Annotated in this window: 15 protein-coding genes; 10 read left to right on the plus strand and 5 right to left on the minus strand. The window is 37.6% G+C overall.

The genetic code is table 11. The features are described from left to right. Nucleotides 1–136: 136 nt before the first annotated feature. Nucleotides 137–817, plus strand: coding sequence for a sucrase ferredoxin (locus F6K23_RS37665; RefSeq protein WP_293165900.1), 681 nt, complete (start codon nt 137–139; stop codon nt 815–817). 463 nt (nt 818–1,280) lie between these two features. After that, complete coding sequence (locus F6K23_RS37670) at nt 1,281–2,306, plus strand: AraC family transcriptional regulator (RefSeq protein ID WP_293165902.1); 1,026 nt, start codon at nt 1,281–1,283, stop codon at nt 2,304–2,306. A gap of 85 nt (nt 2,307–2,391) precedes the next feature. Here the strand turns inward: F6K23_RS37670 and F6K23_RS37675 are convergent, their stop codons facing one another. Together F6K23_RS37675 and F6K23_RS37680 are read right to left on the minus strand one after the other, a co-directional pair. Beyond that, nucleotides 2,392–2,490, minus strand: coding sequence for a zinc ribbon domain-containing protein (locus F6K23_RS37675; RefSeq protein ID WP_367267936.1), 99 nt, complete (start codon nt 2,488–2,490; stop codon nt 2,392–2,394). Between the two features lie 348 nt (nt 2,491–2,838). Then, nucleotides 2,839–3,165: a hypothetical protein gene (locus F6K23_RS37680; protein ID WP_293165904.1), complete on the minus strand. Its 327-nt coding sequence runs from the start codon at nt 3,163–3,165 to the stop codon at nt 2,839–2,841. Nucleotides 3,166–3,525: 360 nt separating this feature from the next. Here F6K23_RS37680 and F6K23_RS37685 point away from each other — a divergent pair, with 360 nt between their 5' ends. Together F6K23_RS37685 and F6K23_RS37690 are read left to right on the plus strand one after the other, a co-directional pair. Continuing rightward, a complete protein-coding gene (locus F6K23_RS37685) occupies nt 3,526–3,789 on the plus strand; it encodes a hypothetical protein (protein WP_293165906.1) in 264 nt (87 codons plus the stop codon). A gap of 115 nt (nt 3,790–3,904) precedes the next feature. Then, nucleotides 3,905–4,204, plus strand: a complete 300-nt coding sequence (locus F6K23_RS37690) for a hypothetical protein (protein ID WP_293165908.1) — start codon at nt 3,905–3,907, stop codon at nt 4,202–4,204. 206 nt (nt 4,205–4,410) lie between these two features. Here F6K23_RS37690 and F6K23_RS37695 read toward each other — a convergent pair whose 3' ends face one another. Continuing rightward, nucleotides 4,411–4,764: a hypothetical protein gene (locus F6K23_RS37695; RefSeq protein ID WP_293165910.1), complete on the minus strand. Its 354-nt coding sequence runs from the start codon at nt 4,762–4,764 to the stop codon at nt 4,411–4,413. Between the two features lie 268 nt (nt 4,765–5,032). Here F6K23_RS37695 and F6K23_RS37700 point away from each other — a divergent pair, with 268 nt between their 5' ends. The 6 genes from F6K23_RS37700 to F6K23_RS37725 all read left to right on the plus strand — a co-directional run bounded on the left by F6K23_RS37700 (nt 5,033) and on the right by F6K23_RS37725 (nt 15,884). Further along, nucleotides 5,033–5,335 (plus strand): hypothetical protein, encoded by a 303-nt coding sequence (locus tag F6K23_RS37700; protein WP_293165912.1) that lies wholly within the window; start codon nt 5,033–5,035, stop codon nt 5,333–5,335. A gap of 90 nt (nt 5,336–5,425) precedes the next feature. Next, a complete protein-coding gene (locus tag F6K23_RS37705; protein WP_293165914.1) occupies nt 5,426–5,833 on the plus strand; it encodes a helix-turn-helix domain-containing protein in 408 nt (135 codons plus the stop codon). Nucleotides 5,834–6,138: 305 nt separating this feature from the next. Continuing rightward, nucleotides 6,139–9,225 carry a DNA N-6-adenine-methyltransferase gene (locus F6K23_RS37710; RefSeq protein ID WP_293165916.1) on the plus strand — a complete coding sequence of 1,029 codons (3,087 nt, stop codon included), beginning with the start codon at nt 6,139–6,141 and terminating at the stop codon, nt 9,223–9,225. A 122-nt stretch (nt 9,226–9,347) separates the two neighbouring features. Continuing rightward, on the plus strand, nt 9,348–9,827 hold the full coding sequence (locus F6K23_RS37715) for a hypothetical protein (protein WP_293165918.1): 480 nt from the start codon (nt 9,348–9,350) through the stop codon (nt 9,825–9,827). A 69-nt stretch (nt 9,828–9,896) separates the two neighbouring features. Further along, nucleotides 9,897–11,543 carry a DEAD/DEAH box helicase gene (locus tag F6K23_RS37720; protein ID WP_293165920.1) on the plus strand — a complete coding sequence of 549 codons (1,647 nt, stop codon included), beginning with the start codon at nt 9,897–9,899 and terminating at the stop codon, nt 11,541–11,543. 156 nt (nt 11,544–11,699) lie between these two features. After that, nucleotides 11,700–15,884 carry a bifunctional DNA primase/polymerase gene (locus tag F6K23_RS37725; protein ID WP_293165922.1) on the plus strand — a complete coding sequence of 1,395 codons (4,185 nt, stop codon included), beginning with the start codon at nt 11,700–11,702 and terminating at the stop codon, nt 15,882–15,884. Nucleotides 15,885–15,950: 66 nt separating this feature from the next. Here F6K23_RS37725 and F6K23_RS37730 read toward each other — a convergent pair whose 3' ends face one another. Both F6K23_RS37730 and F6K23_RS37735 read right to left on the minus strand, forming a co-directional pair. Further along, the gene (locus tag F6K23_RS37730; protein ID WP_293165924.1) at nt 15,951–16,532 is read right to left on the minus strand and encodes a hypothetical protein; all 582 of its coding nucleotides are present in this window, start codon (nt 16,530–16,532) and stop codon (nt 15,951–15,953) included. Between the two features lie 265 nt (nt 16,533–16,797). Further along, nucleotides 16,798–17,208 carry a hypothetical protein gene (locus F6K23_RS37735; protein WP_202218486.1) on the minus strand — a complete coding sequence of 137 codons (411 nt, stop codon included), beginning with the start codon at nt 17,206–17,208 and terminating at the stop codon, nt 16,798–16,800. Nucleotides 17,209–17,423: the final 215 nt, after the last annotated feature.

Below are 17,423 nucleotides of genomic sequence, written 5' to 3' on the forward strand. Positions count from 1 at the left end.
TCATGGGATCATCAGCTTTATGATCTCACTTGAAGTCACTAAATACCATAAGTAATTCTACTTAATTAAATAGACAAGTTTTTTTGTGGTATGTTGTAATTCAAATTGAAGTGCGGAATGTGGGTTACTAATTTCCTTGCTCAAGGAACTACAGCAGCAACCAAATGAACTGGAAAACTTTCAGCAATATCAACAACAAACTAGCCAAATTAGAGAAATGCTAGTTTGTACTCATGCCAATGTTGATGTAGCTTGTGGTAGGTTTGGCTATCCTATTTATAAAAAGTTGCGTTCTGAATATGCTGCTACTTCTCAAGGAAATTTACGAGTTTGGAGATGTAGTCATTTTGGCGGACATCAGTTTGCACCAACATTAGTCGATCTGCCTGATGGTCGTTATTGGGGACACTTAGAACCAGAAATGCTCGATCTATTGGTATTGAGAAATGGTTCAGTATCAGGTCTGCGTAAGTTTTACCGAGGTTGGGCAGGTTTAAACTCTTTTGCACAAATTGCCGAACGGGAAATGTGGATGCAAGAAGGTTGGAGTTGGTTAAAGTACCCCAAAACGGGTAAAGTGTTGGCATTTGATGAAGAAAGATTAAAGCATCTCAGTCTAGAGGAAGCAAAGGTAGAAGCAAATTGGGCATTGGTGCAACTGGAATTTATTGTTGGTGATGATAGTAATTTGAAAAAAGCTTATGAAGCAAAAGTGGAAGTTAATGGTCAGGTGATGAGTGCTTTGCGTTCGAGTGATGATATGAAATTAACACCAGTTAAGCAATATCATGTGAGTTCTATGGTGAAAGTAAGTTGACGAGCATTTTTGATACTTATTTTGTTAGCTGTAGTTCTAATAATCACTAATAATACTGTAGATTTGATTGAAGTCTAAAACAAAACAAATAATAGTTTTTTTGTGGCGCTACTGCTTAACCAAGCCGACAATTTGCCAACTTTTTATTATAAGTATTTAACTTAATATGATATTATTTTATATTTTGCTATTTTCTCAAATATCGTAATACTTAATACTTGTAATAGTTTAGTAACCCCAACTCTGTCATAGCTAATTTTTTTTGAGATTTAGTATTAGTGGATATATAGCGTTAAAAAATAATACATGAAAATTCCTAGGAGTTTTTTTTGTTAGAAAACGTGACTCATAATCCTGAAATGTAAAATAAATGATATTTAATTTCTTTCTACTGACTACTAAAATAAAAACTATCTACTGACTACTGACTACTGACTACTGATTACTAAAAGAAAAACAATAAATGATCAAATATTTAACAACAACAGAATACAAAGCAGTATATCAAGAATATTTAGAAAAAGGAAAAATTGTTTCCTACTCTAATGATTTTGAAACTTTTCTCAAAATTCAAGCAGAAGAGGACTTAGGAGTAAGATACAATAGAACAATCAAACTACGCCCTGGACTAAAAATAAAGATTAGTGGTGGAAAAGCAAAATATACTATTGCTAGAGAAATTCAACATCATGCTGCCATGCCATTAATATTAGGTTTCCAACTTTCGGGAACTTACCGAGTATGGACAGAAGGAATTGGAGATGACTACTATTATGAAAAAAGTGGAGAAAATTATTTATTTTTTCTTCCTGGCACAAAAGAAATAGAAGAAATACCAACCGGAGTAGATTTACAGAGAATTAGAATTATTGTAGAACCCGATATTTTCAGAAGTTTTAGTAGTAAACTCGAGCTAATACCTACTGAATTAAAAGCATTAATTTCCAATAATTCACGGCAAATTTTTCATCGGAATGTTGGAGCTATAACTCCAGCAATGCAGCAAGCGTTACAGCAAATTATTAGTTGCCCATATCAAGGTATAGCCAGACAAATTTATCTAGAAAGTAAGACACTAGAATTAATAAGTTTACAGTTAACACAATTAATACAAAGTCAGTCAGGAATTATTTCATCTAGTTCATCTGGATGTTTACAACCGGATGATATTGAGAGAATTCATCTAGCAAAATCAATTTTAGAGGCAAATTTAGAAAATCCACCATCACTAATGGAATTAGCTAGAAAAGTACAACTTAATGATTATAAACTTAAACGAGGCTTTAAGGAAGTTTTTGGTACAACTACATTTGGATACTTGCAAAAAATCCGAATGGAGCGGGGGAAAAATCTCTTAGCAGAGCAAATGTTAACTGTTGCTAGAGTAGCTCAAACCGTTGGTTATAAAAGTCCAAGTCGGTTCTGTGATGCTTTTAAAAAGCATTTTGGTATTACTCCTAGAAATTACAGAATGAGCCTGAACTTGTGACATACTCCCACACTAAGCTGACGCTATAGTGTGGGCTTCTCGTTTCGTAGCCCCGGTATCCCGTCGGGCAAGTGCGTGCTTTAAGCTATGCTTTAAGGACGGAATACCCTGCCACCCTATTTTTTACATTTATCGCCGCGTTCACATCGCGGTCTATTACTATGCCACAGTGCGGACAAGAAATCGACTACATCATCACTCAGAGGGTAAAGGATGCCAGAAAAAGCAAATGCCTCTGCTGGCTGAAGAAATTGTATCAGGAAGAGTTAAGGCCATTTTTATCACATCTTTTTATTATTGAGTCTTTCCGATAGCAAATGCTATCGGAAAATGTCGGACTTAATCTTAAAGCTGGAGCGATCGCTTACTTTTGGATAAAGGCGATCGCTTCCCACAAAAGTCAATCTATGCCACAGGCAACCTCACATCACTAGAAGTAGTAGTTGGTTCAGCCAACAGATTTCGGTTTAAAGTTTCCAAATTTGCCCAAAATTGAGGCTTGTAATCCCTGGTTAAACTACTTTCTTGACGGTTAAACTCCATCACCGCAATATTGAGTTAAGTTAGTAACGGATTTTGTAGCTAAATTCCGGATATCAGTTTCACTGATGTCCAAACACATCGCTACTCTTAGCAAATCAATTTCAGAGCAACTGCCTCCTCGACGAATGTTGTTAAGATTTGATGTAGGTATTTGCGTTTGCTCCCTGAGTAAATCGTAGTGTGTATCAACCAAGTCGGCCAAATCTTTGTAATCGTGAACTGGCAAAATGCCTAAATCCATCAATTTTTCTCTGCAAGCTTGTTCGATCCAATCGCTCATAGCTACATCTTCACTAGCCGCAACCCGCTTTATCATCTGCTTTACCCATTGAGATAATACAATGGAGGTCTTAATTTTTCTGTCATCATTGGCCATCCTGCTTAATATTTCTTTTTATCTACATATCTGTATTTACCTATTATCTTTACATCTAGGTTATACTTTTTCTTTATTTACTCTTGACGGTAAATACCTTCTTGCCGTATACTTAGATTAACAAAAGAGAGAACGCAGGAGCAAGCCAGAGCGCTCAAGCACCGTAGCTAGTACCTCAACAAACTTATAACAAAGCAAAACCCGTGACTTACCAAAGCCACGGCGTAACAACTGTATCTTAACCAGATACAGACAAACTCATTTTAGGGTTGCCCGTATGGGTCTCTACGGAGGTACTTGATGAACAAAACTACTCAATTTTCCGACTCAAACCATAAAACGTGGACGGACACTCACTACGCCTTAACTCCCGACGACTGGCTATTTTCAGCTAAAACGACTTATGAAGATGGTGAGGAGGGGGTAGCCTTGAACTGTCCTGGTTACAGCAGAGACGGAAAAGGGTTTGTAATTGTGTTTCAAGTAGAACATTTAGAGGCTATACATAGTTTATTGTCAGAATTGCAACTCCTCAAAGCGGAACAAATTCGTTCTAGAAAATAGTTTTCAAAAGCTGTTTTAAGAAAATGAGTTGAGGTTTGTAGCGATCGCCAGATATGAACTAAAGGTAACTATTGATTACCATAGATATAGATGTAGTTCAAATTCACCCTAGACAATGCCTATAACAAAATGCCATGTAGAAAATAATTCATATATTAAAACTGGCATGAGTCCTGAAGAGTATTGTCAAATATGGGTCCCTGTACTTTACAACACTTTACCTGAACAGCGAGGCTATAAAGCTCGTTGTATCGAAGAGCTAGCAAAAGTCACAGGCTTTACCGAGCAATCTATAAAAAACTGGGGAGCTGATTTCAAAGGGCATCCAGACTATGTCAAGGTCATACTAAAACAGGCCAACATTATCAACGAATTCCGTCAGTTATTCAAAAAACACTTTATTGATGGTACTTGACTTAATAGTAATATTTAGTTACCATTAAGCTAAATAAAAAGCTACAAGGAAGTTACAAGCTTCCCTATAGCTACAATCAATGTCTTTTAAAAATTTCTTGAATTATGAGTATAGCATTTTTCGAGGAGATTAATCCTGTATCCCTCCTGTAGCAATTCCATGAGTAAGTTTAATTTTTGAAAAAAGTTGTAGCGATCGCTCAATTATCAATCTGGATAATCTCTGTCTCTCATCTGCTTGAGCTTTTGAGCGTCTAATCCAATAGATTTCAATTCCTTAGCCAACAAAACCAACTCTGAATTAGTAGGTGGAGATTGACCTACTGCTATATCTGCTATTCGCTCAAACTCAATACCCGTAAGTTCACTTAATGTTTCAGGATTGAGTTTATTGACTATTTCAGCAATGGTCATATTGAAAAACTTGTGGTGAAGAGCCTCTTTGAATAGCTGATTACCGTAAATGGCCAATGAATTTCCATCAGCCAAAATCTCTATAAAATGGCGTATATCTCCAACTTCTACGTTGATTCGATTTGGTTTTTGAGCTGCTCTTCCCATTTTAAAGTTTTCTGAATATTAGACCTACAAACTATTATGATGCAATTCCAATACTATTTGATACACTACTCTGATGTAAAGATTGACAAAATATCTTTAATTGCATCATAATGATTTAAGGCTGACAAAAAAATCTTACTGAAGCTTTGAAGTCAAAACCGGATACTTGTATGTATCACCTACTATTTTTTACAGTGTGAAATTGTATTGTTAACAGAGGAAACGACAATTCAAGGCCATCATAGATTGGTAGTCGTTAGATATTTAGATGAAAGTTAGCGCATACCTCAAAAAATGGATGCTCACACTGTACGGCCTGAAGCCAGAAGACTGGGGGTACAGACAAAAAGCCATAGCAGAAATCAGCCGTGTTACCGGACTTTCTCCCAACTCTATTAAAGGGTGGGGCAAAGATTTAGAGACGGATAGCACCTATATTTTAAAGCTTTTGGATTATGGGGATATGGCAAATGAGTTAACCATGTTTGTAAACAAATATAAACATCTCTTGCCTAAAATAGATGTCATAGATACTATTATTTCTATGGACAATCCTGAACAAAAAACTTGAAAAGGTTCTACCTTTTCACAAAATAAAAAGCTACAAGGAAGTTACAAGCTTCCCTATAGCTAAAATCTATTGTTTTAAAACTTTTGAATTATGAGTATAGCACATTTCGAGGAGATAAATCCAGTCTCCCTCCTTTTACAGTTTTCGTGGCTATCCCAAACGCAACTAGCAAAGATATTAGGAGTCAATCCATCTGCCGTATCGAGATGGATGTGTGGCGCAACAAAACCAAGCCGGACTATTCAACGACTAGCCTGGGAACTTTTACAGATTTTGAATAAGTGGCCACTGCCGTTCCCTCCCAAAATCGAAACAGCAGAATTGGACCCGCTACAACTGCTCAAAAAATTTAATATTTCCAGAGATACATTAGCTGAGGCTCTAGGAGTTTCGGTTAGAGCTATTGGCCACTGGATTAATGGCCATAACAAACCATCCCGTAAAGTACGCCGTTTAGCGTATCAGTTAAATCAAAAATGGGTTGTATTAACCGGATAGGATGTAGCGATCGCTCCTTCGTGTAATCAAGTGCAACTAACTACACTTTAGCCGAGCATCACTCCATCCGTACCTCCGTTGCATCATAGTGATATTGCATCCATGTTAAAAATCTTGAACTACTGATCGATTGATAGCAGAAAAACTCAATATATTTTATATAGCTGCAGTTGTGTTATTTCAGATCGCGAATCGTATATACAAGATTTTCAATTAACCCCCGCAACCCACCACTCTCTGATGTACACGGAATTCCCACTGTCTGCAACCAGGAAATTCTGTAAACGATATCTTAAAAATTCATTATGATACATCTACAAAACCAGCAAGAGCTGGTGCGTCTCCTTCAAAACCAGTTACAACAAGAACAAGAACGTCTCTCAGACATGAGAAATGCGGATACAAAAATTTCTGCATTAACAGGAGAATTGGCTCCAATACTTGAAAAGTATCCCGTATATCGATCCGAAGTTGCCGAACAACTCGGATTAATCTTACCAACATTACCGTCACCAACACTGCGAGTAATTGAAATAGTTGATGGCGATTATCGAAAAGACGAACAAAAAAATGTAGTCTCGGACACAAAACCCTCAAAATATGCCGAAAGTAATAATTGTCTAGATGATAATAGTCTAGACAATCAGACAGAACTGCCTGCAACAGAGAACGCATCAAAAGATGTTGATGTAACTTGGTACAACTCCATCAGTGGAAAAGTAAGTGCAGGTTCAGAGAAAAGGTATTTCCGTTTACTTTGGAACAACAAACAAAATCAACATCAAGTAGGTCTCAAAAAATCTGAATCCGCTAAGAGGTGGAGTAAAGATATCAATTCCACAACTCAACCCTTGATAGATGCGGTATGGCAAGAATTCAAAGCAGGAAAACCCGACGAGACAGAAATTATTCTACAGAAACTGTGCAAAGCAGCAGAGGAAGTGGGAGGTAGATTCACTGAAGAAATAGGCAGTAATGTAGGTAAATTAGGTATATTTACTCCTAACTGGAAAGAGGAGTATTTCGGTGAAGAGGGTGTAGAAGTAATTGAACTAGGCTATAACGACGGTAGTTGGTGGTATATCCGTCCTGGTCGCAACAAAGTTTACTGTTCTGGAAATATTCATGCGTTTACTGAAATATTGAAAGGCTTAAAGACAGATATAGTTTTAGAGTCACAGAAATCAAGCGATCGCGTAACTCCTCAACATAAGACAGCAGCAATCACCCAAATAGAAACTGCTGAAGCGAAACTAGATAACAACACCACTGTTACCTGGCACGACTCTAATAGTGGAGAAGTAAGCAGAGGGACGGTTACACGTTACTTTCAATTCCTTTGGGACGGCAACCAAGGAGATTACAGAATCCGGCTTAAAACATCTGAATCCTCTCATAGATGGTGCAAAGATGATACTCCAATAAACAAACTATTGATAGATGCGGTTTGGCGGAGCCCTAATGTTCCCAACTATGGTAAAAAGAGCAAAGAAAAAGCACTTTCTATTTCTATTAAATCCTCAGACTGTTGGTACACACCACCAGAGATTGTTGAATTAGTAGAACTTGTGTTAGGAAAAATAGACCTAGACCCCTGTTCTGACGACGGAAAACACATACCAGCAAAATACCACAAAACCATAAGAGAAGATGGACTTGCTTGTGTATGGTTTGGGAAAGTATTCATCAACCCACCCTATAGCTGTCCTGGTAAATGGATAGAGAAACTGATTTCAGAAGTTAATGACAGTAACGTCACAGAAGCGATCGCTCTCTTGCCAGCATCAACAGACACAAAATGGTTTGCCCCACTATGGAATCAACCCATCTGTTTTTGGAAAGGACGCATCAAATTCTTAGATACGAACTACCAACCAAAACTACCCGCACGACAATCCCATTGTCTAGTTTATTGGGGAAAAAACACAGACAAATTTAATGAAGTTTTTAGCAAATATGGAGAAGTAAAAACTTCAACAAATAGTCAATCCACAGAAGTTGAAACTACTTTGCCACTAATCAAAAAAATCGAATCATTAGTATCAGAAAAATGGGTATTAGAAGCTATTGATGATAGCCAAGTAATGCTCTATGAAACAGATGATAAAAACAGTAGTGACTGGGTGAAAATTACCGACCTATACGAAAGTCAAGGTCTATTCTTCATAAGCCATGAAACAGCATTTTCCAACCATGCAAAAACCATAGAAGAGGCTGTAGAAAGAGCCGAATGGTGGTTTAATCAAGACATCATTGATAGTTTAGAGTATTTTATTGATATCCTGAACGGGTATAATACCGACTTAATTGCCACCAGAAATAATTCTACTACAGCATATATACACCAAGACAAAGAATTATTTGGCACAGTATTTTTTAAGGATGATGAAAGATTGGAACTACCAGAACGGGAAAAACAACTACTCAGAGATTCATACAGTATCGATATTGACAACTTAATAGAAGATATTCAATCTCAAGGAGAAATAAATCCCAATGATTACCTAATGGGCATAGGTAAATTAGGAGTGGAATTCAACAAAGCAGATATTATCCAAAATGCTCTACACTCCCTATCAAATATGAATGATTTAGTGATAGTTCGTCAGGAAAAAATATTCAAATTTTATAATGATGAACGATTGGAAGATTGGCTCGGTGATGACTTAGGAACTATCAAGGTTATTGATTCTTCAGACATAGTGATAGATGAACAATTAAATCATCTATTATTTGAAAAATATTCAATATTAGCAGATGATTTAATTACGGATATTTTTAATAACAAATATGAAGATAATCCAGAAGATTATATCATCTCTAATCAAAACATCAAAGAATTAATTACCAAAGAAAATTGGGACGATAAAGAGTTTGAAATTGCCGAACGACTACTCAGTGAACTTTTCTATTGCTCTCCTGCTTGGAACAAACTGAATGACGTGAAAAATCAACAATTTATGAAACCAAGTGAAGAGAAGTTTGTTGATAGCAATACACTTGTAGCAAATGAACCTTATCTTGAGGAAGAAGACGACTTTAACTTCTTCAGTGAAGTAGATGACGACGATCCTACCTGGATGGATGTCATCAAAGCAGAAATCGAAAAACTTGAAGGCTTTAAAGTTACGCATGATGAAGTAGACCTCACTGTAACTCATTACGGCACAGTTGTAGGCAGTATTCACCACAACGAGAAATACGAACTAGAAATAGAACAAAAATTAATTGGCGAACTAGCTAAATATGACTTTAACTTAGAAGCATTTTTAGTCAGCGCTGAAATCTCTTATAAGTTCTATCACCTCAGACCAAAATCATCCGGCGATCATACTCAATCTTCTAGCTCAGAGCAAGGAGAGTTGGAGGTAAAAAAGCCCCAGACTGGTTGAGAGACTGGAAAAAAACCAGACTCTCCCAAATCAAACGACAACGAAGCAAACGTTTTTTGAGTTAAATCTCAACTAAAACTTCTCAATTCGGCTAATAAATAAATTACATCCTTTTCTAAATCATGAAACTACAACAGAGAGCTATACCCCGAACTGCCCACACCACACCACATCAATGTGCAACTGGTAACAGTAGTGGTAACTTACCACCAAACAAACGCCATCAAAGAAACAACAATACTCAAACTCCAGGAGAAAGGCCCAACAAAGAGTCTAGGCTTCCGATAGCAAATGCTACCGGAAAATTTCAGTATAAGCCAGTGGGGGGCAGTGGATGGCTTAATAAATATACAAGCTGGAAGTCCACCCAAAATGGTTATGTAGAGTATCCCCGAATTAAAGAAGAAACGTGGGGGACGAACGAACTCAAGCATTGGTATTGGAAATATTGCTGGCGCTCTAAAGGCTCTAAGAAGATTGAGTCTATTGGATGTCCAATCAAGAAAGTCCGTGCAGTAGAAAGAGCGATCGCTGCAAATTTAACACATAAAGAAATTTACAATTTCATCGTAGAAGATAAATCTGCACCTCCTCCTACATAAAGTAGCTCACTACATTAAAAACCGTCCCCACCACTCAAACAAATTATTTTTTATTTGGAGCAAAATAACATGACACCATCAGTAGCATCTATAACAAAAACAAAACTGCTGCAACCCTCATTGTTACAGCAGCATACTCAAAAAAACGTGGAAGAAGATAAACAATTATCTCTGAGCCTAATTATAGCACCATCAAATATTCCTCAGCTCAGAGATTACCAACTCCAAGTTATTGACGATCTATACAAACTCATCAAGCACAACCACCGCCGAATACTTATTGTCGCCCCTACTGGAGCTGGAAAAACTATAATTGCTGCTTCCTTCATATATCAAGAGTATTCAAGTGGCAAAACAATACTATTCATAGTTCACAGAGACGTTTTAATCAAGCAAACACTAAATAAATTTGCTAACTTTGGCATTGAATGTGGAGTCATTGCTGGAGGTTACAAAGAAACTCGCTTGGCCCCAGTTCAAATAGCCAGCGCTCAAACTCTCAGTCGAAGGAAAATTGATAGCTGGTTTACTCCTGGCATTGTATTCATCGATGAGGCACATCAAACTGCCTGGAACAAAGTAGTACAGAGACAACTAGAAAATTTTGAATCTAACGACACCACATTTATTGGCTTAACTGCCACCCCCTGGCGACTCTCAAAACGAGAAGCAATGTCTGACCTATTCGACACCCTCATAGCAGCTCCCACTCCAGGAGAACTCATTCTCAAAGGATACTTAGCGCCCCCAATTTACTACAGCGTAGATGGTGCTGACCTCAAAGGAGTGCGGACTGTAGCAGGAGATTATGATAACTCTGAGTTAGTAGTACGTTGCAATGTGCCAAAGGTCGTCGAAACTCTAGTCTCCGAATGGAAACGATTAGCCAACGGTAGATTAACCATTGGCTTTGCTGTAAATGTAGCACACGCAAAAGCGATCGCCACTGCCTTCAATCAAGCTGGAATCGCTGCAGCTAGTGTAGACGGCACCATGCCCACAAAAATGCGAGAAGTAATTTATTCACAATTACAATCAGGACTCATCAAAGTCTTAGCAAGTTGTGAGGCATTGGGAGAAGGTTTTGATGTCCCTGCCATTTCTTGCGTTCTCCTCTGTCGCCCCACTAAATCTAAGGCTAAGGCATGGCAACAGATAGGGCGTGGGTTAAGAATATTCCCAGGAAAATATGATTGCCTAATTTTAGACCAAGCAGGATTAATTAAACAATTTGGATTCATTGAGGATATAACAACATTTACTCTCGGTCAATCAAAACATTCATTACCAAGTGAAGCTCCTACAAAAATCTGCCCTCAATGCAGTGCAGTTAATCGCAATTTTGATAAGGTTTGTGGCTGTTGTGGTTATCAGTTTCCTATTTCCAAGCTTTCCCCTACCACAGACACAACATTTAAACTACTGCGCTGCACGGCAGATAAGGTCAAGCAATATCGCCATTACCACGAATTGCTCACAGAAGCTTATCATCGCGGTTTAAAACCTAATTGGGCAGACAAACAATACCAAATACATTATGGATACTGGCCTCCCTACAAATGGATGCACGATGCCATATTTGGTACGCAACCTACTGTGGCTGACAAAGTTGCGTATCAAAAATATTTACTCCGCCTAATGAAAGCTGACGGTCAGTGCATAGGGTGGGTCGAACACCACATGAAGATGATTTTTGGCCATTGTGTGAGAAGATAAGGCTTGAAAAGAAAAAAACCCACAGAATTAACAGTCCTGTAGATTTAAATATTTCTTTATAAAAAATTATGAACCAATTATTACACAAACATCAAAATTCTGCAACTACTTCCCTAATATCCGCTGTCCAAACTTCTCTAGTGAAAGTGTTGTAAAATGGAATGGAAAATATTTAACCGCCACCCACGCGCTACTGAGATAGCTGACGGCTTAAAAAATATCCCCTACAACTGGGCACTAACACCAGTGCGCGAGAAACGCCCCTATAGAAGTAACTGGCAACATGAAGAGCCAGTTAGTAGGGAAGCGATCGCTACTGCCATAACCCAAGGGCAAGATTTAGTCAGCAAAAAAGGTAAACCATATACAGCTTTTGATTCTGGATATGGGGTAAGGCTAGGAGAAATATCCGATGGATTACTGGCCATAGATATAGATGGTGCTAGTGCCGAACCTATTCTCAAGGCTATTTGTCCAGATTTACCTAAATCTGTAAGTTGGACATCAGGAAAACCTGGACGATATCAAATAGCATTTCAAATACCGCCGGAGTATAGGGAAAAATTAGCCAACTTTACCCGAGCTGTAGTCCGAGAGTGGGAGGGCTTAAAAACTGACACAGACGAACTTTTAGAATTTCGTTATAACTATTGTCAGTCCGTTCTGTCGCCTTCCTACCATCCAACAACTGGTAGATATAGCTGGGTAAATTTCCCAGCAGATACAGAGGTAGCGATCACCCCACAACCTATCCTAGATGTACTCCTAGAACTAGCAGACAAAGAAGCAAAGGCCACCACTGAAGCTGAGGAGAAGAAAGCGGAACGAGAACGATACTTAGAGCAACGTAAGCTAGAGAGACAAGCTCACCCTAGCCTCAGCACTGCTGACTCTTTAGCCGATATCCTAGAGCTGGACATTTTGCCTCGTTTGTCCACTGAAGATATTTATGATTGGGGTGGCCACAACTTCAAAAAACATGGTAAGAAGTTGGTTGGCTTCTGTCCTCAGCATGGAGGTAGTAGCGGTACAGCTTTTCAAGTTAACCCTACCGATAACTCTTGGTATTGTCATAGCTGTCAAGAAGGAGGCCACGCAGTACAATATCGACATTTTGCCAACGGCGGGCATGGTACACCTAAAGGCAAGGATTTTATAGAGATAGTTGAAGAGTTAGCTAATGACGCTGGTGTAGAACTACCGGAGTGGAAACCACAACATAAATCAAAACCACAACATAAATCAAAGCCAATAACAAAAAAGCAATGGTGGGATAAAATCGGAGAAACTAAAGCGGGCATAAGTTTTGCTAACTGGGTTGCAGGTAAAACCAGGAAGTTATTTGGTCCACTCAAACAGTCTAAACTAAAATCGGTAACGGAAAGCACTGACAAAAAAGGCAATCTGGAGAAAAACACAATAAAATATGAACCAGGACATTTGCCAGAGTTTCAGAAATGGGTAGAGATGGGTTGTCCAAAAATAATTATCAGCAGTAGTGCAGATTTACCACTTCTCACTGCTGAAGCTTATTTGAACGGGTTCAGAAATATTCTGTGGAATATCTACGCCGGAGGTGGTAAGTCTTGGAGTGTAGATAAATTAGACTTATCCTTGTTTGGCATTGAACCCGATATCGAATTTGATGAAATGGGTAATGTCATTGATGCCAAATACCCAAGAATTATTTACTTAGATGCTAATTATCGAAACCCCTCTGTCGTTGGTATTGAACGTAAATTTATACCTCTTCCTGGTAAACATTTAGGATTGAAAAAAGATGAGAATAGGTTCACAGCACTAGGAAATCCTCATTTAACCCGAGTCAAAAAAGATGAAATACCTGACATACCACCAAATTGCCCTGAAACATATACTTTTCTGGAAACCAAGAAAAAAGGTATGCAAGTCTTTGCAGGCAAAGATTCACCTATTTGCACAACTTGCCCTTTGCTGTACGATCACTCAGGGAATATTGGCTGTCCTCTAATTCTTGAAAGGCAACGCATTCAAGAAGAGGAAAATTATATCAGTTCATCTGTGCCTGGTTTTGGTAAATCTCGGGGTTCGGATATTTTGGTAATTGAAGAAGCTGAGGCTAATATTGTTCCGTTTGAAACTCTGAAGGTAAGTTTGACTGAAATTCAGAAGTTTGTCGCAGATAAAGTTGATGGTGCTGGTTTGCCTGATGAGTTGAAATTGGCATTAAAGGCCATATTAGTTCCTTTTCAGAAGGCTATTTCTTCTATTAATGCAGAGAATAAAAAATATGGTGATTCTCATATTGATGTGATGGCCAAATTACCTACTCGCACCGAATTAGATGGGGCAATATTTGAAGCTTATTCTCAAATGTGGTTGACACTCTCTCTCCCATTGAAAAATTCAGACAGATATAAACTAGACAAAAAAATTCTCAAAAAATATTCTAAGGATTGTTTAGCTACATCTCCAATCATAGATGGTCAATTTTCTTTACACAAACAATTTCTACTACAAAAACCAAATAACTTACTACTAGAATCATTCGATTTGATCACAGGTTCAGTTTCCCATTATTCTTATTGGGATACAACAAACCAGGTGAATTATCAGAAAATTCTTTCCCAGAAAATAGAAAAAATCTCACGGCCTGAAAATACAAATACAACTACAAATGTCAAGCGCTCTGGAAGTGATATTTGGGGAAAAAATGAATGGCTTTATACTAATGAGTTTGATGAAGATGGAGACCCCATAGTTGTTGGATGTAAAAATCAATGGGTTATTCCTAGTCTTGAGGATATCAGAGATGAAGTATATTCATGGTTGGAGAAAAGTTTATCTATGCTCTCTGCTACTCAAACTCCAGCAGAGAAACAAATGCTGATTCAACAAAAAGTCCATCTCAATTGGCTTTCCCCTCTGCTTGATGTATTTTGCGGTTACAAAAAAATTAGTTTGGGAATTACACCACATAAGGAGTTGACATTTACTCGTCCTAGTCGTCATCCACAACAGTTAGTTAAGAATTCGGCTTTTAATATTTATATTGATGCTACTGCTGATGTGAAGGACTTACGGCGACTTACTGGTTTAGGTAAACCATCACCTGAAAAAGTTTCATTACTTACTGAAGAGTTGGCTATTGCTGAGGGTTTACTTATTCATTGGCCAGGAACTGTTGAGGATGAAGAGTATCAAGATTTATCTAGAACTGTTGAGACCCTTCGTGAAGAGTTAGAGCAGGCTAAGTTTGATGAGGCAGGTAAGTATATTTTGGTGGTGGAGATGGAATTGCCTGACTATAGTAATCTTACTATTAACTTAATTACGGATATGGGTGCTTGTGGTACTCAACGTCGTTATGATTCTCGGTATGCTAATGGTAATCGAATTAAGTTTTTGGTGCAGGCGATCGCTGAATTTGAGAATAAACCTAATTCGTCTACTTTGTTTGATTTCCAGGGACATATTGAGCAATATCAGGATATAGAAAATATTGGGCGTTTGGGGTATCATTTCCGGGATAACCGTGCTAGTAATCAATCTCAAAAGGATGATTTATTGATTTGTGTGGGTAAGCAGACTCGTAATTTGTCTGCTATGGCGGCTCAATGGCAAGCAACTACAGGATGTGCTGTTGTGCCTAATAAGTTGACAGGTAGGTATGGGGAGTGGGTGGTTCGCCAGAATATGAATGAGACTATTCAGACTTATGCTCGTCTAAGGGCGAACCGTCGTCAGAATGAGAAATTAACTATTTACCATGTTGCTCCTTTCAATGAAATGGAAATTGCTGAAATTAAGAAGAATTATCCGGGGGCAACAGTTAATGTGGTGAGTAGTTTTGATATTTGTCCACAAGCGGCTCCTAAAGGTGAGCAGGTTAACCGTCGGTTGGTTGAGGCTGTGTTTAGTCTAGTCAAAGATGGTGAAAAGGTAACTCAAGCTAAGGTGGGGGAAATAATTGGTATTGAAAGAACTGGGGTGGGGCGAAAGGGAAAAACTCTTACTCCAGGTGGGTTTAAGCGAATTGAGCAAATGTGCAAAACTGTTATATATTCTTTATTAGATAATAACAAAATGCACATCTGTGAAACTGTTGTGGATACTGAGTTTGAGGAATCTTTTACTTTTTTGGAAATTTGGATACCTGCTCTGTTGCAGGATTTGAGAGATCAAGCCATGACAGCGGAGGAATTAGCTCATGAAGTGGCTGAGGTAGTTAAGATTTTTGGCCGAAAAATCCTGGATTTTGTGTCTGTTGATACGCTTGTTGGTTTGTTGAGTGGGTTGTTGGGGGTGATGCCTTTTGAGTTTTTTGAGAGGCTGCAGTTGGCTTTGGGGCCACCTGAATAGTTGGTGTTGGGTTTGATTGAGATTTTATAAAAAAATTAACCTACTCCCCAAGTAGGCAGGGTGGAGCTATGGCGTTTCAAAAATATTTTTGATTAAATTTGTTGATTTGACAGATAGATAATCTCGAAAATCAGCATCAACAAATTCTCCTATCTTAATCATTTCAACTTTACTCAGTCTTTTTTTGAAAACAATATAGCCAAAAGTTTGAGCATTTTTATCGTCGGCGTAATATCCACCATTACAAGTCAAATTTATTTCAGCATCACTTTGCGTCTGTGGATAAACAAAGAATTCCGAATCAATACTTTTTACTATCTCAAACAAGAATTCATAGAAAATTTCTAATTCATTATTATCTATGGTTGAAGCTAATATCTCTACTATAAATACGGGAGTTATCCAGACTGAACCACTATGACCACAAGGTGTGATACTCACTCCATTACTTAGTAATACATCAATTTTAAATCCGACATTATTTATTTCGTTTTCTGTTTTGTTAAGAGAAAATAGTGGTAAGGTATACCCAATATTCCCTCTTAATTGTTTAGCTTCAAAAAAAACTTGAAGATACTTTTCAAGACTAGCAAAAATTTTGTTATAGCCAAAAGTAGTTTTCTTTTTATGATTTCTTTTTCTTCCCATAATATTTTTTAATAATTAATTTCTCACTGTTAAAAATCAACATAAATTATGCTAATAAACTAATATAATAGTATTTTATAGTCACCGAATAATTAATAATTAATAGTTAATAATTAATAATTAAGAGTTGATAGTAAATTAATTATTAATTCAACAATTCAGGTTCAAAGCCTCCCCTTTTAAGGGGATAAATCAAAAATTTTCCTTTTATTCAATCCCCTTCTTTTAATAACTTGAAAATCAGAAAACTCCCAGAGTAATATTGCTAAATTTTAATCTCATAGCCACCTTTGCAAATAGCATCTTTAGGTATACCAGCGGGGGAAAATATGACTACACCTGCTAAATCTTCAGGTGTATCTTTATTTGCAGTATACTTAAAATCTTTCTCCTGACATATATTTTTAGCAGCAGCAACTAAATTATCAAAAACTGGTTGATCACATCCTAACATCCATTGTTTTGCTTGATTATTATTGTTAATAATTACTTCTAATTGTGTCTGTATATATTCAATGCTGCCTCCCATAACAAGAGCGGTCACAAAATCTTTATTGTTGTCTATATCCTTCGACATAAACACACTATCAGTAATTTGCTCATACCCTGTATTTCTTTGTTTCGGTATTATACCAAAATTAGGATCTAACTGTTTTCTACGTTTTGCTTCACCCATACAAAATTCCTCCTAAATGTATTGCGAACGCTCTCCACAAAACCTGATATTTTTAATAGGAATTGTTATAATTATACTATATAAAAAGGTAAGGATTCAGGTGAGAGCGATCGCTTAACAGGTCTTGGTCTATAACTTCAGGAAATCTGGGACAGGTTGACAAAACATCAAACTACGCTAAACTAAGGACATGAGTGAGTCAGTACCACTCCTCA

This window comes from Okeania sp. SIO2C9 (genome assembly GCF_010672455.1).
Lineage (GTDB): Bacteria > Cyanobacteriota > Cyanobacteriia > Cyanobacteriales > Microcoleaceae > Okeania.

Coding starts and splice junctions, on each gene's coding strand:
- F6K23_RS37710 (WP_293165916.1), top strand. CDS start 6,139: ATGATACATCTACAAAACCAGCAAGAGCTGGTGCGTCTCCTTCAAAAC.
- F6K23_RS37720 (WP_293165920.1), top strand. CDS start 9,897: ATGACACCATCAGTAGCATCTATAACAAAAACAAAACTGCTGCAACCC.
- F6K23_RS37730 (WP_293165924.1), bottom strand. CDS start 16,532: ATGGGAAGAAAAAGAAATCATAAAAAGAAAACTACTTTTGGCTATAAC.
- F6K23_RS37735 (WP_202218486.1), bottom strand. CDS start 17,208: ATGGGTGAAGCAAAACGTAGAAAACAGTTAGATCCTAATTTTGGTATA.
- F6K23_RS37695 (WP_293165910.1), bottom strand. CDS start 4,764: ATGGGAAGAGCAGCTCAAAAACCAAATCGAATCAACGTAGAAGTTGGA.
- F6K23_RS37690 (WP_293165908.1), top strand. CDS start 3,905: ATGCCTATAACAAAATGCCATGTAGAAAATAATTCATATATTAAAACT.
- F6K23_RS37700 (WP_293165912.1), top strand. CDS start 5,033: ATGAAAGTTAGCGCATACCTCAAAAAATGGATGCTCACACTGTACGGC.
- F6K23_RS37670 (WP_293165902.1), top strand. CDS start 1,281: ATGATCAAATATTTAACAACAACAGAATACAAAGCAGTATATCAAGAA.
- F6K23_RS37685 (WP_293165906.1), top strand. CDS start 3,526: ATGAACAAAACTACTCAATTTTCCGACTCAAACCATAAAACGTGGACG.
- F6K23_RS37680 (WP_293165904.1), bottom strand. CDS start 3,165: ATGATAAAGCGGGTTGCGGCTAGTGAAGATGTAGCTATGAGCGATTGG.
- F6K23_RS37725 (WP_293165922.1), top strand. CDS start 11,700: ATGGAATGGAAAATATTTAACCGCCACCCACGCGCTACTGAGATAGCT.
- F6K23_RS37705 (WP_293165914.1), top strand. CDS start 5,426: ATGAGTATAGCACATTTCGAGGAGATAAATCCAGTCTCCCTCCTTTTA.
- F6K23_RS37715 (WP_293165918.1), top strand. CDS start 9,348: ATGAAACTACAACAGAGAGCTATACCCCGAACTGCCCACACCACACCA.